Below are 18444 nucleotides of genomic sequence, written 5' to 3' on the forward strand. Positions count from 1 at the left end.
TATAATACTCGGAGAAGCCCAACTTCTTCGGGTATTTTTTTATGCCTGTATATCAGTCAAATTTTGAACAAAAAAAAGCCGAGCTAATAGCTCGGCTTTTTATTACAAACTGATATTACTCAGCGGCTTCTGTAACTGGACGATCGACCAATTCAACATAAGCCATAGGTGCGTTGTCACCTGTGCGGAAGCCACATTTAAGAATGCGAACATAACCACCAGGACGAGCTTGGTAACGAGGACCAAGTTCAGAGAACAATTTACCTACTGCATCTTTGCTACGAGTACGAGCAAAGGCAAGGCGACGATTCGCAACAGAATCAACTTTCGCCAATGTGATCAATGGCTCAGCAACACGACGTAGCTCTTTAGCTTTCGGCAACGTAGTTTTAATAACTTCGTGTTCGAACAAAGAAGAAGCCATGTTTTTAAACATCGCTTTACGATGTGAGCTAGTACGGTTTAAGTGACGTCCACTCTTACGATGACGCATTTTACATTCCTTACCAAACTACGGTGGTCAGGGAACAATGACCTAGCGAGCTAGAACTTTGCTATCGTCTTTCAAACTAGCCGGCGGCCAATTCTCTAAACGCATTCCCAAAGACAAACCACGCTGTGCTAAAACATCTTTGATTTCAGTTAACGACTTCTTACCTAGGTTAGGCGTCTTAAGAAGCTCAACCTCAGTACGTTGAATCAAATCACCGATGTAATAAATGTTCTCTGCTTTTAAACAGTTAGCACTGCGAACGGTCAATTCAAGATCATCAACCGGGCGTAGCAAAATTGGATCAATCTCATCCTCTTCTTCTACAACAGGCGCTTCGCTTTCGCTTTCAAGGGCGACAAAAACCGCGATTTGCTGTTGTAAAATAGTCGCTGCACGACGAATTGCTTCTTCAGGATCGATAGTACCATTAGATTCGATGTCTAAGACTAACTTATCTAAATCTGTACGCTGCTCTACACGAGCATTATCGACACTGTACGCAACACGGCGAACAGGGCTGAATGAGGCATCCAGTTGCAAGCGACCGATTGGACGAGTCTCATCGTCGCCAGCAACACGAGCATCAGCAGGCTCATAACCACGGCCACGAGCGACTTTGATCTGCATAGTTAACTCTGCAGTGTCATCCAAGTGCGCAATAACATGATCCGGGTTAGCGATCTCTGCATCAGCAACCAACTGGATATCACCAGCTGTTACGATACCAGGACCTTTTTTACTTAGAGTAAGAGTTGCTTCATCTTGCCCGTGTAGAGCGATCGCAACTCCTTTCAGGTTAAGAAGAATTTCAATTACATCTTCTTTAACCCCTTCGATTGCGCTGTATTCGTGTAATACACCGTCGATTTCAACTTCAACAATCGCACAACCTGGCATTGAAGAAAGCAAGATACGGCGCAGTGCGTTACCCAAAGTATGCCCAAAACCACGTTCTAGTGGTTGCAGTGTGACTTTAGCGCGACAGTTGCCTAGTTCCTGAACTTCAATGTTGCGTGGGGTTAACAATTCGCTCACTGAACGCTGCATAGATCCACCTATTTCTTAATCCCAATTACCGACTTACTTAGAGTAAAGTTCGACAATTAGGTTCTCATTAATTTCAGCTGATAAATCGGCACGTTCTGGAAGTGCTTTGTAAGTAGCTTCCAGTTTAGTTGAATCAACTTCGATCCAATGGATCGGTGCACGACCTTTAGATAGCTCTAGTGCGCTTTGTACACGCAATTGCTTCTTAGCTTTTTCACGAATTGACACAACGTCACCAGCTTTAACTTGGTAAGACGGGATGTTAACCGTAGCGCCATTAACTAGAATGCCTTTATGGCCAACTAGTTGACGAGCTTCTGCACGTGTAGAACCAAAACCTGCGCGATATACAACGTTATCTAAACGTGATTCCAAAAGTTGCAGAAGATTTTCACCAGTTGCACCTTTAAGACGAGCAGCAGATTTGTAGTAATTACGGAATTGTTTTTCAAGAACACCGTACATACGACGTACTTTTTGTTTCTCACGTAATTGTAAGCCGTAATCAGAAAGACGACCGCGACGTGCACCGTGCACACCAGGAACCGTTTCTACTTTACATTTCGACTCAAGAGCGCGTGAACCGCTCTTCAATTGCAAGTCGGTACCTTCACGACGAGACAACTTACAAGTTGGACCTATATAACGAGCCATGTATCTGTCTCCTCAATTAAACGCGACGTTTCTTAGGTGGACGACAACCGTTGTGCGGAATTGGCGTCACATCTGTGATGTTATTGATACGCAAGCCCAATGCATTTAATGCACGAACTGCGGACTCACGACCAGGACCTGGGCCCTTAATCATTACGTCAACGTTTTTAAGGCCGAACTCTTGTGCGACAGTACCGGCACGCTCCGCTGCTACTTGAGCTGCGAAAGGAGTACTTTTACGAGAACCGCGAAAACCAGAACCACCGGCAGTAGCCCAAGATAAAGCATTACCTTGGCGGTCAGTGATAGTCACGATCGTGTTATTAAATGACGCGTGTACATGAGCAACACCGTCGACGACCGTCTTTTTGACTTTTTTCTTGGTGTTGCGCGTAGCTGGCTTAGCCATATTGCACTTTCCTATTTAATGCTCAGCTCTAGCGAACTTGTGGCTAGAGCGAAACGCGTTTAAATTACTTACGAATAGGCTTACGAGGGCCTTTTCGTGTACGAGCGTTCGTTTTGGTACGTTGACCACGAACTGGTAGGCTGCGGCGATGACGAATCCCGCGATTACAACCTAGGTCCATCAAACGTTTGATAGACATACTGACTTCACGACGTAAGTCACCCTCTACAGTATACTTCCCAACTTCGCCACGAAGTTCATCAAGGACATCATCACTTAATGAACCAATTTTCGCAGTTTCAGCAACACCCGTAGCAGCGCAGATTGCGAGAGAACGAGTGCGACCAATTCCGAAGATGTAAGTCAGAGAAATGACCGCATGTTTATTGTCAGGAATATTGACACCGGCTATACGAGCCATTCACTTTACTCCGTTGTTATTGATGATTATATGTTAATTCATCACTTTACTTTCATGAGGGCGGCTGATTATGCCTATCTTTAGGCCATAAATCAACCACCCTTTCCCATCATCGAGCGAACTCGCTATTAACCTTGACGCTGTTTGTGACGAGGCTCAATGCAAATCACTCGAACTGAACCGTTACGACGAACGATTTTACAGTTACGACAGATTTTCTTTACAGATGCACGTACTTTCATGTTCAACTCCAACCAACGCTTAACGCATTAGGCCATTTGGACCATAACCAGTCAGATTAGATTTCTTCATTAATGATTCGTATTGCTGACTCATCAAATGACTTTGAACTTGCGACATAAAGTCCATGACAACAACCACTACGATTAACATAGAGGTACCGCCAAAGTAGAATGGAACATTCCACGCAACAACAAAGAACTGAGGCATCAGCGACACTAGAGTGATGTACAAAGCACCAAACAGTGTCAAACGAGTCATTACACCATCAATATATCGAGCTGTATGATCGCCTGGACGAATACCCGGCAAAAAAGCACCGGACTTTTTCAAGTTATCTGCCACATCTTTAGGGTTGAACACCAGTGCTGTATAGAAAAAGCAAAAGAATACAATTGCTATCGCAAACAACAGCACATAGAGCGGTTGCCCAGGAGCTAGAGCCAAAGAGATATTTTGCAGCCATTCCATTCCTTCACCTTGACCAAACCATTGGCCGATCGAAGCAGGGAACAAAAGGATACTTGAAGCAAAAATAGGTGGAATCACACCAGCCATATTCACTTTAAGAGGCAAATGACTCTTTTGTGCAGCAAATACTTTTTTGCCTTGCTGACGCTTAGCATAATTAACTGTTATGCGACGTTGACCGCGTTCGATGAAAACAACGAAAGCAATAGTCGCAATAGCCATTATACCAATTAGCAACAAAGCTAAAATATTGATATCGCCTTGACGAGCCGACTCAAATGAACGACCTAAAGCAGAAGGTAAACCAGCAACGATACCTGCAAAGATAAGAATGGATATACCATTACCAATGCCTTTTTCAGTAACTTGCTCACCTAGCCACATCAAGAAAACAGTACCAGCAACAAGAGTAACAACCGCAACAGCATAGAATTCCATACCGCTGCTAAATGATATCCCTTGACTTGCCAAGCCAACCGCCATACTAGCGGATTGAACAAGAGCAAGTAACACTGTTCCGTATCGAGTGTATTGAGTAATCTTACGACGACCCGCCTCACCCTCTTTCTTAAGCTGCTCTAGCTGCGGACTCACAACCGTCAATAACTGCATAATAATAGAGGCCGAAATGTAGGGCAAAATCCCAAGCGCAAAAATACTCATGCGCTCAAGCGCGCCCCCTGAGAATACGTTAAATAAACTCAGAATAGTGCCTTCATTTTGATCAAACAACGCAGACAATCTGTCAGGGTTAATGCCCGGGACAGGAATGTGCGCACCGATTCGGTATACAATAATTGCCAGAAAGACAAAACGAATACGAGCCCAAAGCTCGCTTAATCCGTTTTGCATACCAGCTGGTAGTGAGCCACGCTTTGCCATTTATTCCTCGACTTTTCCGCCAGCTGCTTCAATAGCGGCACGAGCACCTTTAGTCACTTTAAGACCACGAACAGTGATAGCTTTGTCGATAGAACCAGACAAAATCACACGTGCAGTCTTAATTTGATGACCTAGAATGTCGGCGCCTTTAAGAGCAGCCAAATCTACAACTTCAGCATTTACAGCAGCAAGCTCGTTTAAACGAACCTCAGCAACATACTTTGCCTGACGTGAAGTAAAACCGAATTTTGGCAGACGACGCTGCAAAGGCATTTGACCACCTTCAAAACCAGGTTTTACTGAGCCACCAGAGCGAGACTTAAGACCTTTATGGCCTCGTCCGCCGGTTTTGCCCAAGCCGCTACCAATGCCGCGACCAACACGTTTAGGAGCATGCTTGCTACCTTCGCCAGGACGAAGTGTATTTAAGAACATGTTATTCCCCTACCACTTTAACCATGTAATAAACTTTATTAACCATGCCACGTACAGAAGGAGTATCTTCCAACTCACGTGTTTGGCCAACTTTACGCAAACCCAAGCCTTTAACAGTTTCACGGTGCTTTGGAAGACGACCGATCGGGCTGCGGGTTAGTTGAACTGTGATGGTATTATTCGCCATGACACATTACCCCAAAATTTGATCGACTGACTTACCGCGTTTTGCCGCGATTTGTTCAGGTGCTTTCATATCCTGCAAACCTTTTATCGTAGCGCGAACTACGTTTACTGGGTTTGTAGAACCGTAACATTTCGCCAAAACGTTGTGAACGCCAGCGATTTCTAGAACCGCACGCATTGCACCACCGGCGATAATGCCAGTACCTTGAGACGCAGGCTGCATGTAAACTTTAGACGCTCCGTGATTCGCTTTAACAGGATACTGAAGAGTATCGCCATCTAGCTTAACAGAAACCATGTTGCGGCGAGCTTGTTCCATTGCTTTTTGAATAGCTTGAGGAACTTCACGCGCTTTACCACGACCAAAGCCAACTTTACCTTTACCATCACCAACGACTGTCAAAGCTGTGAAAGAGAAGATACGACCACCCTTTACAACTTTAGCAACGCGGTTTACTTGAACTAGCTTCTCTTGGAGGTCGCTAGTTTGTTGATCATTAACTGCCATTTGCTACCCCTTAGAACTCTAGACCGGCTTCACGTGCAGCGTCAGCAAGAACTTGAACGCGGCCATGATATTTGAAGCCAGAACGGTCGAAAGCGACCGAAGTGACACCTGCTTCTTTAGCGCGTGTAGCAATCAAAGTACCGACTTCTTTAGCCGCTGCTTTATTGCCTGTCGCTGAGCCACGAAGAGCTTCTTCAAGTGTAGAAGCGCTAGCTAGCACTTTACTACCACAAGGAGAAATCACTTGAGCATACATATGGCGTGGTGTGCGATGTACAGTAAGACGATTCGCACCTAAGTCACGAATATGCAAACGAGCACGACGTGCACGACGAATCCGAGATTGTTTTTTAGTGTTCATGAATGCCTACCTACTTCTTCTTAGCTTCTTTACGACGAATTACTTCATCAGAATAGCGAACACCCTTGCCTTTATATGGCTCTGGTGGACGGAAACCACGAACTTCTGCAGCAACCTGACCAACGGCTTGTTTATCAATGCCACGGATCACGACTTCTGTTTGAGAAGCACATTCAGCTGTTACGCCTTCAGGAAGTTCGTAATCTACTGGGTGAGAGAAACCCAGAGATAGGTTAAGTACATTGCCTTTAAGCGCAGCACGGTAACCAACACCTTGAAGAAACAATCTTTTCTCGAAACCTTGGCTAACTCCAACAACCATGTTGTTAACCAAAGCACGAGTTGTACCAGCTAAGGCACGGCTTTGTTTTGCACCATCGCGCGCAGCGAAGGTGATAACATTTTCTTCTTTAGACACTTGTACGCTTGTGTGAACATTAAACTCTAAAGAACCTTTGCCGCCTTTAACAACAACATTTTGTCCATTTAGGGTTAAATCTACACCACTAGGAAGCGTCACGGGACTATTAGCAACTCGAGACATACTAACTCCTAGAATACTGTGCAGATTACTTCGCCACCGATACCAGCAGCACGAGCTGCACGGTCTGTCATCACACCCTTAGAGGTAGAGATGATTGCAACACCAAGGCCAGCTTCTACTTTTGGTAGAGCACTAGTGCCTTTGTATTGACGCAAACTTGGGCGAGATGCGCGTTTGATTTGTTCAATAACTGGCTTACCTTCGTAGTATTTCAACTCGATAGTAAGCGTAGGCTTTACTGCTTCATCTACAGAAAAGTCACCAACGTAACCTTCTTCACGTAGAACAGCAGCAATCGATGACTTCATTTTTGATGAAGGCATGCTCACAGAGGTCTTTGCAGCCATCTGTGCATTACGAATACGTGTAAACATATCCGCAAGGGTATCTTGCATACTCATTTAAGAGCTCCTAATTTAAAAACCATTGTGCAGCAAATAGAGCTCGCGCATAGTACACAGCAGCGAGCAGAATGTCCAGTATTTAGACACTCCACTCACTGCCATGTATTATGATCGCGCTCTACTTGCTTACCAACTAGCTTTCTTCATGCCTGGTACGTCACCACGCATCGCTGCTTCACGCAGTTTGATACGAGACAGACCGAAGCGACGGTATACACCGTGCGGACGACCTGTAATTTGGCAACGATTACGTTGGCGTGAAGAAGATGAATCGCGTGGAAGCGCTTGCAGTTTAAGCGTCGCTTCCCACTTTTCATCGTCCGATGCATTAACGTCGCTAATGATCGCCTTTAGAGCCGCACGCTTTTCAGCGAATTTAGCTACTAATTTGGTACGTTTTGCTTCGCGCTGAATCATTGATATTTTAGCCATGATTCCTACCTCTTATTTCTTGAAAGGGAAACTAAAGGCTGCTAGCAAAGCACGACCTTCTTCATCGGTACGAGCAGTCGTTGTAATGGTAATATCCATACCACGTACACGATCTACTTTATCGTAATCGATCTCAGGGAAGATGATTTGCTCTTTAACACCCATACTGTAGTTACCACGACCGTCGAAAGACTTAGGATTAAGTCCACGGAAGTCACGGATACGTGGAATAGCCACATCAACCAAGCGATCGAAGAAATCCCACATACGCTCGCCACGTAGAGTAACTTTACAACCGATCGGATAACCGTCACGAATTTTAAAGCCTGCTACAGATTTACGAGCCTTAGTCACTACAACTTTTTGGCCGCTAAGTGCTTCAAGATCATTTACCGCATGCTCAAGAAGTTTCTTGTCTGCGATAGCTTCACCAACACCCATATTTAAAGTGATTTTAGTGATTTTAGGCACTTCCATCACATTCTTGTAGCTAAACTCTTCTGTAAGTTTTGCTACAACTTGATCTTTATAAACTTGCTTAAGTCTCGCCATGGCTATAATTCTCGCTCTTAGGCGTCGATCGCTTCACTATTTGATTTAAAAACACGCACTTTCGTACCGTCTTCGTTCAATTTAAAGCCGACGCGATCCGCTTTACCCGTAGCATTGTTAAAAATAGCTACATTGGAAACCTGGATAGGTGCTTCTTGTTCAACGATACCACCAGTTGAACCCTTCATAGGGTTTGGTTTCTCGTGCTTCTTAACGGTATTAATGCCAGAAACTAGAACTCGATTTTCGTCTACTACCTTAACAACTTTACCGCGCTTGCCTTTGTCTTTCCCAGCAATCACAATAACTTCGTCGTTACGTTTGATCTTACGCATAATGTCCCCTCTCCCTCTTACAGCACTTCAGGTGCAAGAGAAACAATTTTCATGAACTGCTCAGTACGCAATTCACGTGTTACAGGGCCAAAGATACGAGTACCAATAGGCTGTCCTGAAGCATTCAATATAACCGCTGAGTTTACATCAAAACGGATCACAGAACCATCAGAACGACGAACACCTTTCCTAGTTCTAACGACAACTGCGTTAAGAACCTGCCCTTTTTTAACACGACCACGAGGGATCGCTTCTTTCACTGTGACCTTAATGATGTCACCGATAGCAGCATAACGACGATGTGAGCCACCCAGTACTTTAATACACTGAACACGCTTTGCGCCGCTGTTATCTGCTACATCAAGCATCGATTCTGTTTGAATCATTACTGCTCTCCAATCAAATTAGATAACAAGTCTCACGAAGGAAGGAGCAGCTTATACAGCTGCTGCTTTCTCTACAACTTGAACCAGATTCCAAGTCTTAGACTTAGAGTAAGGACGTGTTTCTACGACCTTAACCGTATCACCAATCTGGCACTCATTGTTTTCATCGTGAGCGTGTAGCTTAGTTGAACGACGTACAAACTTACCGTATAGAGGATGTTTTTCTGTACGCTCAACTAGTACCGTGATGGTTTTATCCATCTTATCGCTAACTACTTTACCAGTAGCTGTACGCGCTTTTGTTTCTGCCATCTTAGTTACCTGCCTTATCATTTAGCACGGTTTTAACACGCGCGATATTGCGGCGAACTTGCGAGAGCAAATGAGTTTGCGCTAACTGACCAGTGGCTTTCTGCATACGCAGAGTAAATTGCTCACGTAGCAGTTCAATCAAGGTCGCTTGTAGCTCAGCTACAGACTTTTCTTGCATTTCTTTTGCTTTCATCTACATCACCGTACGCGTTACGAAAGTTGTGGACAGAGGAAGCTTAGCTGCAGCTAACGCAAACGCTTCGCGTGCTAACTGCTCTGAAACGCCCTCAACTTCATAAAGCATTTTTCCAGGTTGAATCTGTGCAACCCAGTATTCTACGCTACCCTTACCTTTACCCTGACGAACCTCAAGAGGTTTCTGAGTAATCGGCTTATCAGGGAACACACGAATCCAGATTTTACCACCACGTTTGATATGACGAGTCATTGCACGACGCGCCGCTTCAATTTGACGAGCAGTAAGACGACCACGTTCTGTGGACTTCAATCCGAATTCACCAAAGCTAACTTGGTTTCCGCGAAGAGCAAGACCGCGGTTACGGCCTTTCTGCATTTTGCGGAACTTAGTACGTTTCGGTTGTAACATGACTTACCCCCCACTTAGACTTCTTCTTTTGTGCGCCTTTATCAGCTCGCACTTGTTCAATACCGCCCAAGATTTCGCCTTTGAAGATCCACACTTTTACGCCAATGATGCCGTAAGTTGTAGCAGCTTCATAAGTAGCGTAGTCAATGTCAGCGCGTAGAGTGTGTAGAGGCACACGGCCTTCACGGTACCACTCAGCACGTGCAATTTCTGCACCGCCTAAACGACCACTTACCTGAACCTTGATACCTTTCGCGCCTGCACGCATTGCATTTTGTACTGCGCGCTTCATAGCACGACGGAACATTACGCGACGCTCAAGTTGGCTAGCAATATTCTGCGCAACCAATTTAGCATCCATTTCAGGCTTGCGAATTTCTTCGATGTTGATGTGGACAGGTACGCCCATCATTTCAGAAACTGCATTACGTAGTTTCTCAACATCTTCGCCTTTCTTACCAATCACGATACCCGGACGGGCAGTGTGAATTGTAATACGAGCTGTCTGAGCAGGGCGCTGAATCTCAATACGAGAAACAGAAGCCTGGACCAATTTTTTCTCCAGGAACGCACGAACCTGAAGATCGTTTAATAACAGCTTAGAGTAGTTTTGATTATTAGCATACCAAGTAGAAGTATGATCTTTAACTATCCCTAGGCGTATACCAGTTGGATGAACCTTCTGACCCATTGGGTTTCTCCTAATTAGTCAGCGACTTTAACTGTAATATGGCAACCGCGTTTTAGAATACGGTCAGCACGGCCTTTGGCACGTGGCATAATACGTTTCAGAGTCATAGCCTCGTCAACGTAAGCCGTAGACACACGCAAGTCATCTACATCAGCACCTTCGTTATGCTCAGCGTTAGCTATAGCAGACTCCAGCACTTTCTTGACAATTACTGCCGCCTTCTTAGGACTGAACGTTAAAATGTTCAGTGCTTCGCTAACAGATTTGCCGCGGATTTGATCTACAACCAAACGGGCCTTCTGCGCTGAGAGGCGAGCACCCTTCAATGAAGCTTTTACTTCACTCATGTTAATACCCCTTATTACCGTTTGGCTTTCTTGTCCGCAGCATGACCACGATATGTACGGGTCGGAGCGAACTCACCCAATTTATGACCGACCATATCTTCAGTTACTAGAACTGGAACATGCTGGCGACCATTATGGACAGCGATAGTCAACCCTACAAAATCAGGGAAGATAGTAGAACGGCGTGACCAAGTTTTAATTGGACGACGATCATTTTTCTCTACCGCAGCCTCTACCTTTTTCAACAAATGAAGGTCGATAAAAGGACCTTTTTTTAGTGAACGTGGCACAGTCGTTTCCTCTTATTACTTAGTACGGCGACGTACAATAAGTTTGTCAGTACGCTTGTTGCTGCGCGTTTTGTAACCTTTAGTAGGCACACCCCATGGCGTAACTGGGTGACGACCACCTTTGCTACGACCTTCACCACCACCATGTGGGTGATCCACTGGGTTCATCGCCGAACCGCGAACGGTAGGACGAACACCACGCCAACGCGTAGCACCAGCTTTACCAAGAACTCGTAAGCTATGCTCAGAGTTTGATACTTCACCTAAAGTAGCGCGACATTCTGTCAATACTTTACGCATTTCACCTGAACGTAGGCGAAGGGTAACGTAACGACCTTCACGAGCAACTAGCTGAGCAGAAGCACCAGCGGAACGTGCAACTTGCGCACCTTTACCTGGCTTAAGCTCGACACAGTGTACGGTACTACCAACTGGAATATTTTGCAGAGGCAAAGTATTACCTGCTTTGATAGGCGCATCTGCACCACTAAAAACGATATTGCCAGCGACCATACCTTTGGAAGCGATAATGTAACGACGCTCACCATCAGCATATCTAATTAATGCAATATTTGCAGAACGGTTTGGATCATATTCCAAACGCTCAACTACCGCAGAAATTCCATCTTTATTACGACGAAAATCAACCATACGGTAATGCTGCTTATGACCACCACCTACGTGACGCGTAGTGATGCGTCCGTTATTGTTACGTCCACCAGATTTGCTTTTTGTGTCTAGCAAAGGTGCATATGGTGCGCCTTTGTGCAAATCGTTGTTGGTAACTTTAACAACGTGACGACGGCCTGCAGACGTTGGCTTACTTTTAACAACAGCCATTGACCTATCTCCCCTTATTCAGCGACCATGAAATCAATGTCTTGACCTTCAGCCAAACGCACATACGCTTTTTTCACGTCTTTACGTTTACCTAGACCACGAACTGTACGCTTAGTTTTACCTTTATGGTTCAACGTGCGAACAGACTCAACTTTGACTTCAAAAAGCGCTTCGATAGCTTGTTTGATTTCAGGTTTCGTTGCATCACCAGTTACACGAAAAACATACTGACCATTACCTTCGGCAACGATTGTAGCTTTTTCGGAAATATGTGGACCCAACAGAACTTTATAAATACGTTCGCCGATCATGCTAGTGCCTCCTCAACTTGTTTCAGAGCACCAACTGTCACCAACACTTTGTCGTAAGCAATCAAGCTAACAGGGTCGATAGACGCTGCATCACGTACATCTACGTTTGGAATGTTGCGAGCCGCTAAGAATAAATTGTCGTCCAAGTTATCGGAAACAATCAAAGCGTTCTCAATATTCAATTCTGCCATTTTTGCTATGAAGAGCTTAGTTTTTGGAGCTTCCAATTTAAGTTCTTCAACAACAACAAGACGGTCTTGACGTACAAGCTCAGACCAGATGGTGCGCATTGCTGCACGGTACATCTTCTTGTTCACTTTCTGAGAGTGATCTTGTGGCTTAGCAGCGAAAGTAACACCACCAGAGCGCCATAGAGGGCTACGGATAGTACCTGCGCGTGCACGACCAGAACCTTTTTGTTTCCAAGGTTTGCGTCCGCCACCTGCTACTTCAGAGCGTGTTTTCTGTGCACGTGATCCTTGACGAGCGCCAGCCAAGTAAGATGTAACTACTTGGTGAACCAACGCTTCGTTATATTCACGAGCAAAGGCTACATCAGAAACTTCTACAGTTCCTTCCGCGCCTGTTAGATTCAAGTTCATTGTCTACCCCTCTTAGCGAGCTTTAACAGCTGATTGAAGAATAACATCACCATTTACTGCACCAGGTACGGCACCTTTCACAAGGATAAGGTTACGTTCTGTGTCTACGCGAACCACTTCTAGTGATTGTGTAGTTACCTGTGCAGCACCCATATGGCCAGCCATCTTCTTGCCTTTCCAAACACGACCAGGTGTTTGACATTGGCCGATAGAACCAGGTGCACGGTGAGACAACGAGTTACCATGAGTAGCGTCTTGCATACTAAAATTATGACGCTTAATGGCACCTTGAAACCCTTTACCCTTTGATTGACCAGTTACATCAACCATTTGGATAGATTCGAAATCAGCAACAGTTAGCTCATCACCAACATTGATTTCTTTTTCGTCACCTGCCAGGCGGAACTCCCACAAACCACGACCTGCTTCAACATTCGCTTTTGCATAATGACCCGCAGCAGCTTTGTTAACGCGGCTCGAACGGCGAGAACCTACAGTAATTTGAATAGCTTGGTAGCCATCAGTTTCTGTTGTTTTCACCTGAGTAACGCGGTTCGGTTCAACCTCGATGACGGTTACTGGCACGGATACACCATCTTCAGTGAAGATACGTGTCATACCGGCTTTGCGTCCGACTAATTGAATAGCCATTTTTTACCTCACTTGCCAGTTGTGTATGGGGCTATCACCCGCTACGGCTGATCATTCCAGATCATTCCACTATTGTGCATATAGCCGACTGATAACCAGCCGGTTGTCGCACCCCAAACTTTGAGCTATTAACCCAAAGAGATTTGTACTTCCACGCCTGCCGCAAGATCTAGCTTCATTAGAGCATCAACAGTTTTTTCAGTTGGCTCAACGATGTCTAGAACACGTTTGTGTGTACGGATTTCATACTGATCACGCGCATCTTTGTTTACGTGTGGAGAAATCAATACTGTATAACGCTCTTTGCGAGTAGGAAGTGGAATCGGTCCACGCACTTGCGCACCTGTACGTTTCGCTGTGTCCACAATTTCTTGTGTTGAAGCATCGATCAGACGATGATCAAACGCTTTCAGACGAATACGGATTTTTTGGCTTTGCATTTCCAACTCCAAATACAATGTTTTAATGACTTAACTGTACATTTATTAAGCCACAATCCTTTTTTAAGGACGGCGAATATTAGCCATTCAAAAACTGGTTGTCAAGTAACCAATTTCTGAACAAACAAAATAAACCATAAAATAAAAAGGCCACCCGATATGCGAGTGGCCTTTTCTAAATCAAAGTAAGCAGATATTACTATCTAATTACTTAAGGATTTTAGCTACAACACCAGCACCTACTGTACGACCACCTTCACGGATCGCGAAACGTAGACCTTCGTCCATCGCGATTGGGTGAATTAGCTCAACAGTCATTTGAATGTTATCACCAGGCATAACCATTTCTACGCCTTCAGGAAGAGAACATGCACCAGTTACATCAGTTGTACGGAAGTAGAACTGTGGGCGGTAACCTTTGAAGAATGGAGTGTGACGACCACCTTCATCTTTACCCAATACGTAAACTTCTGCTTCAAACTCAGTGTGAGGAGTGATTGAACCAGGCTTAGCCAATACTTGGCCACGCTGTACGTCTTCACGCTTAGTACCACGTAGAAGAATACCACAGTTCTCACCAGCACGACCTTCGTCAAGAAGTTTACGGAACATCTCAACACCAGTACAAGTTGTTTTAGTAGTATCAACGATACCAACAATTTCAACCTCTTCTTGGATCTTGATAATACCGCGCTCAACACGACCAGTAACAACAGTACCACGACCTTGAATAGAGAATACGTCCTCGATAGGCATCAAGAATGCACCATCGATAGCACGCTCTGGCTCAGGAATGTATTGGTCAAGAGTTTCAACCAATTTCTTAACTGCAGTTGTTCCCATTTCATTGTCGTCTTCGCCTTTCAACGCCATTAGCGCAGAACCTGGGATGATTGGAGTATCATCACCTGGGAAGTCGTATTCAGAAAGAAGGTCACGCAATTCCATCTCAACCAACTCTAGCATTTCAGCGTATTCTTCAGAGTCCGCACCACCACAGTCTTCAGCCAACAAGTCAGACTTGTTCAAGAAAACAACGATGTAAGGAACACCTACTTGACGAGAAAGAAGGATGTGCTCACGAGTCTGAGGCATAGGACCATCAGTCGCACCACAAACTAGGATCGCGCCGTCCATTTGAGCAGCACCAGTGATCATGTTTTTAACATAATCGGCGTGTCCAGGACAATCTACGTGCGCGTAGTGACGAGTTGGAGAATCATACTCTACGTGAGAAGTAGAGATAGTGATGCCACGCTCACGCTCTTCAGGAGCATTATCGATACCGTCAAAAGCAACAGCGGTACCGCCAAATACTTCTGCACATACGCGAGTCAATGCTGCAGTTAGAGTTGTTTTACCATGGTCAACGTGACCAATTGTGCCAACGTTAACGTGCGGTTTATTACGTTCGAATTTACTCTTTGCCATGATACATACACCTTAAGAATTAGTAAGTATGATGATTAATCTTCATTTTTGATGATCGCGTCTGCCACACTAGCCGGTGCTTCAGCGTATTTCTCAAACTCCATTGCATAACTTGCACGCCCTTGCGACAAGCTACGCACGTCAGTTGCATATCCGAACATCTCCCCGAGAGGAACTTCAGCACGAATAATCTTCCCTGACGGGGAATCGTCCATCCCCTGAACAACACCACGACGACGATTCAGGTCACCCATCACATCCCCCATGTATTCTTCAGGAGTTACAACTTCCACTTTCATTACAGGTTCAAGAACACAAGGATCAGCATCAGCCGCTCCTTTTCTTAGCCCCTGAGAAGCTGCAATTTTAAAGGCCATTTCATTAGAGTCAACATCATGGAATGAACCATCGATCAGCACAACCTTGATACCCAACAATGGATAACCAGCGACCACACCGTTCTTCATTTGCTCTGAAACACCCTTTTCTACTGCAGGGATGTATTCTTTAGGAATAGCACCACCAACAATCTCGTTAACAAATTCAAGCCCATCTTTATCAGTTGGGGTCAATTTCATTACGACGTGACCGTATTGACCACGACCACCGGATTGACGCACAAATTTGTGATTAACCACCACTTCTTTGCGAATTTTCTCCCGATAGGAAACTTGAGGCTTACCAATGTTCGCCTCCACCTTAAACTCGCGACGCATACGTTCGACAAGGATATCAAGATGCAGCTCACCCATACCGGAAATAATTGTTTGACCCGTCTCTTCATGCGTCTCCACTCGAAAAGAAGGATCTTCTTGCGCTAATTTACCCAGCGCAACACCCATTTTATCCTGATCGGCTTGAGATTTTGGCTCAACAGCTACAGATATAACAGGCTCTGGAAACTCCATACGCTCAAGCACAACAACATTATTCATATCACAAAGCGTATCACCCGTAGTTACATATTTCATACCTACGATAGCAGCAATATCACCTGCCAATACTTCTTTGATTTCTTCGCGATTATTAGCATGCATCTGAACCATTCGACCAATACGTTCACGCTTCTGCTTAACAGAATTGTAGACCGCATCACCTGAACGCAACACTCCAGAATACACCCGAATAAATGTTAATGTACCAACAAATGGGTCTGTTGCTATCTTGAAAGCCAACGATGAGAACGGATCATCATCATTAGCAATTCGTGTTACAACAGTCTCACCGTCTTCAAGCGTACCTTCAATCGCCTTTACTTCAAGCGGTGAAGGCAAATATTCAACTACAGCATCCAAAACAGCCTGAACACCTTTATTTTTAAAGGCTGAACCACACATTACCAAGACAATTTCATTGGATAACGTACGAATTCGCAGGCCGTTCTTAATTTCCTCAACAGATAACTCACCCTCTTCAAGATACTTATCCATTAATTCATCATTCGCTTCAGCTGCCGCCTCAACCATGTGCTCACGCCACTCTCGCGCCTCATCAAGCAAATCAGCAGGAATCTCCTCCAAAGAGAAAGTCATCCCGTGATCTTCTTCATTCCACACAATCGTTTTCATCAAAACCAAATCGATAACACCCCTGAAATCTTCTTCAGCGCCAACGTTGATTTGAATAGGAACAGCATTGGCCCCAAGACGAGTTTTTAACTGACGCACAACCGAGAAGTAATCAGCTCCTGTACGGTCCATCTTATTGACGAAAACCATTCTTGGAACTTCATACTTATTCGCCTGACGCCAAACTGTCTCAGTTTGAGGCTGCACACCCGAGGAACCACAAAGCACAACAACAGCACCATCTAACACACGCAAAGAACGTTCTACTTCAATAGTAAAATCTACGTGCCCAGGCGTGTCTATAATATTGACACGATGCTCTTCAAACTGCTTGTTCATTCCACTCCAGAAGCATGTTGTTGCCGCCGAAGTTATCGTGATACCACGCTCTTGTTCTTGCTCCATCCAATCCATGGTTGCTGCACCATCGTGCACTTCACCAATTTTATGAGACAGACCCGTATAAAAAAGAACGCGTTCAGTTGTCGTCGTTTTACCTGCATCAACATGCGCACAAATACCAATATTACGGTAGCGGTTGATAGGTGTTTTACGTGCCACTGTGTATCCTTCTCCGGATGATTAGAAACGGTAGTGAGAGAATGCTTTGTTAGCTTCTGCCATGCGATGAACGTCTTCACGTTTCTTAACAGCAGAGCCTTTGTTTTCAGCAGCATCTAAGATTTCGCCAGCTAGACGCAAAGCCATGGATTTTTCACCACGCTTACGAGAAGCATCAACCAACCAACGCATAGATAAAGCTGCGCGGCGAGCTGGACGAACTTCTACAGGAACTTGATAAGTCGCACCACCAACACGGCGAGATTTAACCTCAACCATTGGCTGGATAGATTCCAATGCTTTTTCGAAGATAGCCATTGGCTCTTCAGTTTTAGCGCGAGCTGCTACAGTATTTAGCGCATTGTAAACGATGCTCTCTGCAACAGACTTTTTACCGCTAACCATTACATGGTTGATAAATTTAGCGAGAATCTGGCTTCCGTGTTTAGGATCCGGAAGGATTTCACGCTTAGCGACGACGCGTCTTCTAGGCATATCTATATCCTCTTCAGGTTCGCCCGAGACAATTTAATTATTGCTCGGCCTTACTGTATTAAAAAATTATGTCTAAACGATGAATTAAGCTTATTTAGCTTACTTCTTAGGACGTTTAGTACCGTATTTAGAACGGCCTTGCTTACGATTTTGTACGCCTGAAGTATCCAAGCTACCACGTACTGTGTGGTAACGAACACCAGGAAGGTCTTTTACACGACCGCCGCGAATCAGCACTACGCTGTGTTCTTGCAGGTTGTGACCTTCACCACCGATGTAGGAAGTAACTTCGAAGCCGTTAGTCAAGCGAACACGACATACTTTACGCAAAGCCGAGTTAGGCTTTTTAGGTGTAGTAGTATATACGCGAGTGCAGACACCGCGGCGTTGCGGACAAGCTTGTAACGCAGGAACGTCACTCTTTGCCACTTTACGTTTACGTGGTTTACGAACCAACTGGTTAACGGTTGCCATTAGACAAGCTCCACAAATCCAATTCTCATGACGGAAATCGCCAAAATTAAGGAGGCGCAAGTTT

At 44.9% G+C, this 18444-nt stretch carries 32 protein-coding genes; all 32 read right to left on the bottom strand.

Features of this window, described 5'->3' with window-relative positions:
* Positions 1 to 115 precede the first annotated feature (115 nt).
* Entirely contained in the window at positions 116 to 493 is a 378-nt protein-coding gene (rplQ, locus tag ACO05V_RS01480; RefSeq protein ID WP_421846833.1) for a 50S ribosomal protein L17, read from the bottom strand.
* Positions 494 to 535: 42 nt separating this feature from the next.
* Positions 536 to 1540 (bottom strand): DNA-directed RNA polymerase subunit alpha, encoded by a 1005-nt coding sequence (locus ACO05V_RS01485; protein ID WP_111608644.1) that lies wholly within the window; start codon positions 1538 to 1540, stop codon positions 536 to 538.
* 33 nt (positions 1541 to 1573) lie between these two features.
* Positions 1574 to 2194: a 30S ribosomal protein S4 gene (gene rpsD, locus ACO05V_RS01490; protein WP_212916903.1), complete on the bottom strand. Its 621-nt coding sequence runs from the start codon at positions 2192 to 2194 to the stop codon at positions 1574 to 1576.
* Positions 2195 to 2210: 16 nt separating this feature from the next.
* Complete coding sequence (gene rpsK, locus ACO05V_RS01495) at positions 2211 to 2603, bottom strand: 30S ribosomal protein S11 (RefSeq protein ID WP_012071913.1); 393 nt, start codon at positions 2601 to 2603, stop codon at positions 2211 to 2213.
* Between the two features lie 64 nt (positions 2604 to 2667).
* Positions 2668 to 3024, bottom strand: coding sequence for a 30S ribosomal protein S13 (rpsM, locus tag ACO05V_RS01500; protein ID WP_421846836.1), 357 nt, complete (start codon positions 3022 to 3024; stop codon positions 2668 to 2670).
* 128 nt (positions 3025 to 3152) lie between these two features.
* Positions 3153 to 3266: a 50S ribosomal protein L36 gene (gene rpmJ / locus ACO05V_RS01505; RefSeq protein ID WP_110577380.1), complete on the bottom strand. Its 114-nt coding sequence runs from the start codon at positions 3264 to 3266 to the stop codon at positions 3153 to 3155.
* A 19-nt stretch (positions 3267 to 3285) separates the two neighbouring features.
* Positions 3286 to 4617, bottom strand: coding sequence for a preprotein translocase subunit SecY (gene secY, locus ACO05V_RS01510; RefSeq protein ID WP_421846838.1), 1332 nt, complete (start codon positions 4615 to 4617; stop codon positions 3286 to 3288).
* Positions 4618 to 5052 (bottom strand): 50S ribosomal protein L15, encoded by a 435-nt coding sequence (rplO, locus tag ACO05V_RS01515; RefSeq protein WP_072841824.1) that lies wholly within the window; start codon positions 5050 to 5052, stop codon positions 4618 to 4620.
* Position 5053: 1 nt separating this feature from the next.
* Positions 5054 to 5239, bottom strand: coding sequence for a 50S ribosomal protein L30 (rpmD, locus tag ACO05V_RS01520; protein WP_012071918.1), 186 nt, complete (start codon positions 5237 to 5239; stop codon positions 5054 to 5056).
* A gap of 6 nt (positions 5240 to 5245) precedes the next feature.
* On the bottom strand, positions 5246 to 5746 hold the full coding sequence (rpsE, locus tag ACO05V_RS01525) for a 30S ribosomal protein S5 (RefSeq protein ID WP_113918292.1): 501 nt from the start codon (positions 5744 to 5746) through the stop codon (positions 5246 to 5248).
* A 10-nt stretch (positions 5747 to 5756) separates the two neighbouring features.
* Positions 5757 to 6107, bottom strand: coding sequence for a 50S ribosomal protein L18 (rplR, locus tag ACO05V_RS01530; protein WP_421846841.1), 351 nt, complete (start codon positions 6105 to 6107; stop codon positions 5757 to 5759).
* A 10-nt stretch (positions 6108 to 6117) separates the two neighbouring features.
* Entirely contained in the window at positions 6118 to 6651 is a 534-nt protein-coding gene (rplF, locus tag ACO05V_RS01535) for a 50S ribosomal protein L6 (protein ID WP_421846843.1), read from the bottom strand.
* Between the two features lie 8 nt (positions 6652 to 6659).
* A complete protein-coding gene (rpsH, locus tag ACO05V_RS01540) occupies positions 6660 to 7052 on the bottom strand; it encodes a 30S ribosomal protein S8 (protein ID WP_012071922.1) in 393 nt (130 codons plus the stop codon).
* 129 nt (positions 7053 to 7181) lie between these two features.
* Positions 7182 to 7487: a 30S ribosomal protein S14 gene (rpsN, locus tag ACO05V_RS01545; RefSeq protein WP_421846845.1), complete on the bottom strand. Its 306-nt coding sequence runs from the start codon at positions 7485 to 7487 to the stop codon at positions 7182 to 7184.
* 12 nt (positions 7488 to 7499) lie between these two features.
* The gene (rplE, locus tag ACO05V_RS01550; RefSeq protein ID WP_012071924.1) at positions 7500 to 8039 is read right to left on the bottom strand and encodes a 50S ribosomal protein L5; all 540 of its coding nucleotides are present in this window, start codon (positions 8037 to 8039) and stop codon (positions 7500 to 7502) included.
* Positions 8040 to 8056: 17 nt separating this feature from the next.
* Positions 8057 to 8374, bottom strand: coding sequence for a 50S ribosomal protein L24 (gene rplX, locus ACO05V_RS01555; protein ID WP_212916907.1), 318 nt, complete (start codon positions 8372 to 8374; stop codon positions 8057 to 8059).
* A 17-nt stretch (positions 8375 to 8391) separates the two neighbouring features.
* Positions 8392 to 8760 carry a 50S ribosomal protein L14 gene (rplN, locus tag ACO05V_RS01560; protein WP_421846848.1) on the bottom strand — a complete coding sequence of 123 codons (369 nt, stop codon included), beginning with the start codon at positions 8758 to 8760 and terminating at the stop codon, positions 8392 to 8394.
* Between the two features lie 51 nt (positions 8761 to 8811).
* Positions 8812 to 9072, bottom strand: a complete 261-nt coding sequence (rpsQ, locus tag ACO05V_RS01565) for a 30S ribosomal protein S17 (protein ID WP_013797833.1) — start codon at positions 9070 to 9072, stop codon at positions 8812 to 8814.
* Between the two features lies 1 nt (position 9073).
* Positions 9074 to 9265, bottom strand: a complete 192-nt coding sequence (gene rpmC, locus ACO05V_RS01570) for a 50S ribosomal protein L29 (RefSeq protein ID WP_012071928.1) — start codon at positions 9263 to 9265, stop codon at positions 9074 to 9076.
* On the bottom strand, positions 9266 to 9679 hold the full coding sequence (rplP, locus tag ACO05V_RS01575; protein ID WP_110577369.1) for a 50S ribosomal protein L16: 414 nt from the start codon (positions 9677 to 9679) through the stop codon (positions 9266 to 9268).
* Positions 9657 to 10370, bottom strand: a complete 714-nt coding sequence (gene rpsC, locus ACO05V_RS01580) for a 30S ribosomal protein S3 (protein ID WP_421846850.1) — start codon at positions 10368 to 10370, stop codon at positions 9657 to 9659. The genes rplP and rpsC overlap by 23 nt, the downstream gene beginning before the upstream one ends.
* Positions 10371 to 10384: 14 nt before the next feature.
* Positions 10385 to 10717: a 50S ribosomal protein L22 gene (rplV, locus tag ACO05V_RS01585; RefSeq protein WP_012071931.1), complete on the bottom strand. Its 333-nt coding sequence runs from the start codon at positions 10715 to 10717 to the stop codon at positions 10385 to 10387.
* A 14-nt stretch (positions 10718 to 10731) separates the two neighbouring features.
* Complete coding sequence (rpsS, locus tag ACO05V_RS01590; protein ID WP_012071932.1) at positions 10732 to 11007, bottom strand: 30S ribosomal protein S19; 276 nt, start codon at positions 11005 to 11007, stop codon at positions 10732 to 10734.
* Between the two features lie 15 nt (positions 11008 to 11022).
* Entirely contained in the window at positions 11023 to 11847 is an 825-nt protein-coding gene (gene rplB, locus ACO05V_RS01595; RefSeq protein ID WP_114412702.1) for a 50S ribosomal protein L2, read from the bottom strand.
* A gap of 14 nt (positions 11848 to 11861) precedes the next feature.
* Positions 11862 to 12158: a 50S ribosomal protein L23 gene (gene rplW, locus ACO05V_RS01600; protein ID WP_012071934.1), complete on the bottom strand. Its 297-nt coding sequence runs from the start codon at positions 12156 to 12158 to the stop codon at positions 11862 to 11864.
* The gene (gene rplD / locus ACO05V_RS01605) at positions 12155 to 12760 is read right to left on the bottom strand and encodes a 50S ribosomal protein L4 (RefSeq protein WP_421846853.1); all 606 of its coding nucleotides are present in this window, start codon (positions 12758 to 12760) and stop codon (positions 12155 to 12157) included. Before rplD ends, rplW begins: the two co-directional genes overlap by 4 nt.
* Positions 12761 to 12772: 12 nt before the next feature.
* Positions 12773 to 13411: a 50S ribosomal protein L3 gene (gene rplC, locus ACO05V_RS01610; RefSeq protein WP_421846855.1), complete on the bottom strand. Its 639-nt coding sequence runs from the start codon at positions 13409 to 13411 to the stop codon at positions 12773 to 12775.
* Positions 13412 to 13539: 128 nt separating this feature from the next.
* Entirely contained in the window at positions 13540 to 13851 is a 312-nt protein-coding gene (gene rpsJ, locus ACO05V_RS01615; RefSeq protein WP_012071937.1) for a 30S ribosomal protein S10, read from the bottom strand.
* Positions 13852 to 14058: 207 nt separating this feature from the next.
* A complete protein-coding gene (gene tuf, locus ACO05V_RS01620; RefSeq protein ID WP_421846857.1) occupies positions 14059 to 15282 on the bottom strand; it encodes an elongation factor Tu in 1224 nt (407 codons plus the stop codon).
* Between the two features lie 35 nt (positions 15283 to 15317).
* Positions 15318 to 17411, bottom strand: a complete 2094-nt coding sequence (fusA, locus tag ACO05V_RS01625; RefSeq protein ID WP_421846859.1) for an elongation factor G — start codon at positions 17409 to 17411, stop codon at positions 15318 to 15320.
* Positions 17412 to 17432: 21 nt separating this feature from the next.
* Positions 17433 to 17906, bottom strand: a complete 474-nt coding sequence (rpsG, locus tag ACO05V_RS01630; RefSeq protein WP_012071940.1) for a 30S ribosomal protein S7 — start codon at positions 17904 to 17906, stop codon at positions 17433 to 17435.
* A gap of 99 nt (positions 17907 to 18005) precedes the next feature.
* Positions 18006 to 18380: a 30S ribosomal protein S12 gene (gene rpsL / locus ACO05V_RS01635; RefSeq protein WP_012071941.1), complete on the bottom strand. Its 375-nt coding sequence runs from the start codon at positions 18378 to 18380 to the stop codon at positions 18006 to 18008.
* Positions 18381 to 18444: the final 64 nt, after the last annotated feature.

Origin of the sequence: Marinomonas sp. (assembly GCF_965225885.1) — a bacterium.
Lineage (GTDB): Bacteria > Pseudomonadota > Gammaproteobacteria > Pseudomonadales > Marinomonadaceae > Marinomonas.

Coding starts and splice junctions, on each gene's coding strand:
- rplQ (WP_421846833.1), bottom strand. CDS start 493: ATGCGTCATCGTAAGAGTGGACGTCACTTAAACCGTACTAGCTCACAT.
- ACO05V_RS01485 (WP_111608644.1), bottom strand. CDS start 1,540: ATGCAGCGTTCAGTGAGCGAATTGTTAACCCCACGCAACATTGAAGTT.
- rpsD (WP_212916903.1), bottom strand. CDS start 2,194: ATGGCTCGTTATATAGGTCCAACTTGTAAGTTGTCTCGTCGTGAAGGT.
- rpsK (WP_012071913.1), bottom strand. CDS start 2,603: ATGGCTAAGCCAGCTACGCGCAACACCAAGAAAAAAGTCAAAAAGACG.
- rpsM (WP_421846836.1), bottom strand. CDS start 3,024: ATGGCTCGTATAGCCGGTGTCAATATTCCTGACAATAAACATGCGGTC.
- rpmJ (WP_110577380.1), bottom strand. CDS start 3,266: ATGAAAGTACGTGCATCTGTAAAGAAAATCTGTCGTAACTGTAAAATC.
- secY (WP_421846838.1), bottom strand. CDS start 4,617: ATGGCAAAGCGTGGCTCACTACCAGCTGGTATGCAAAACGGATTAAGC.
- rplO (WP_072841824.1), bottom strand. CDS start 5,052: ATGTTCTTAAATACACTTCGTCCTGGCGAAGGTAGCAAGCATGCTCCT.
- rpmD (WP_012071918.1), bottom strand. CDS start 5,239: ATGGCGAATAATACCATCACAGTTCAACTAACCCGCAGCCCGATCGGT.
- rpsE (WP_113918292.1), bottom strand. CDS start 5,746: ATGGCAGTTAATGATCAACAAACTAGCGACCTCCAAGAGAAGCTAGTT.
- rplR (WP_421846841.1), bottom strand. CDS start 6,107: ATGAACACTAAAAAACAATCTCGGATTCGTCGTGCACGTCGTGCTCGT.
- rplF (WP_421846843.1), bottom strand. CDS start 6,651: ATGTCTCGAGTTGCTAATAGTCCCGTGACGCTTCCTAGTGGTGTAGAT.
- rpsH (WP_012071922.1), bottom strand. CDS start 7,052: ATGAGTATGCAAGATACCCTTGCGGATATGTTTACACGTATTCGTAAT.
- rpsN (WP_421846845.1), bottom strand. CDS start 7,487: ATGGCTAAAATATCAATGATTCAGCGCGAAGCAAAACGTACCAAATTA.
- rplE (WP_012071924.1), bottom strand. CDS start 8,039: ATGGCGAGACTTAAGCAAGTTTATAAAGATCAAGTTGTAGCAAAACTT.
- rplX (WP_212916907.1), bottom strand. CDS start 8,374: ATGCGTAAGATCAAACGTAACGACGAAGTTATTGTGATTGCTGGGAAA.
- rplN (WP_421846848.1), bottom strand. CDS start 8,760: ATGATTCAAACAGAATCGATGCTTGATGTAGCAGATAACAGCGGCGCA.
- rpsQ (WP_013797833.1), bottom strand. CDS start 9,072: ATGGCAGAAACAAAAGCGCGTACAGCTACTGGTAAAGTAGTTAGCGAT.
- rpmC (WP_012071928.1), bottom strand. CDS start 9,265: ATGAAAGCAAAAGAAATGCAAGAAAAGTCTGTAGCTGAGCTACAAGCG.
- rplP (WP_110577369.1), bottom strand. CDS start 9,679: ATGTTACAACCGAAACGTACTAAGTTCCGCAAAATGCAGAAAGGCCGT.
- rpsC (WP_421846850.1), bottom strand. CDS start 10,370: ATGGGTCAGAAGGTTCATCCAACTGGTATACGCCTAGGGATAGTTAAA.
- rplV (WP_012071931.1), bottom strand. CDS start 10,717: ATGAGTGAAGTAAAAGCTTCATTGAAGGGTGCTCGCCTCTCAGCGCAG.
- rplB (WP_114412702.1), bottom strand. CDS start 11,847: ATGGCTGTTGTTAAAAGTAAGCCAACGTCTGCAGGCCGTCGTCACGTT.
- rplW (WP_012071934.1), bottom strand. CDS start 12,158: ATGATCGGCGAACGTATTTATAAAGTTCTGTTGGGTCCACATATTTCC.
- rplD (WP_421846853.1), bottom strand. CDS start 12,760: ATGAACTTGAATCTAACAGGCGCGGAAGGAACTGTAGAAGTTTCTGAT.
- rplC (WP_421846855.1), bottom strand. CDS start 13,411: ATGGCTATTCAATTAGTCGGACGCAAAGCCGGTATGACACGTATCTTC.
- rpsJ (WP_012071937.1), bottom strand. CDS start 13,851: ATGCAAAGCCAAAAAATCCGTATTCGTCTGAAAGCGTTTGATCATCGT.
- tuf (WP_421846857.1), bottom strand. CDS start 15,282: ATGGCAAAGAGTAAATTCGAACGTAATAAACCGCACGTTAACGTTGGC.
- rpsG (WP_012071940.1), bottom strand. CDS start 17,906: ATGCCTAGAAGACGCGTCGTCGCTAAGCGTGAAATCCTTCCGGATCCT.
- rpsL (WP_012071941.1), bottom strand. CDS start 18,380: ATGGCAACCGTTAACCAGTTGGTTCGTAAACCACGTAAACGTAAAGTG.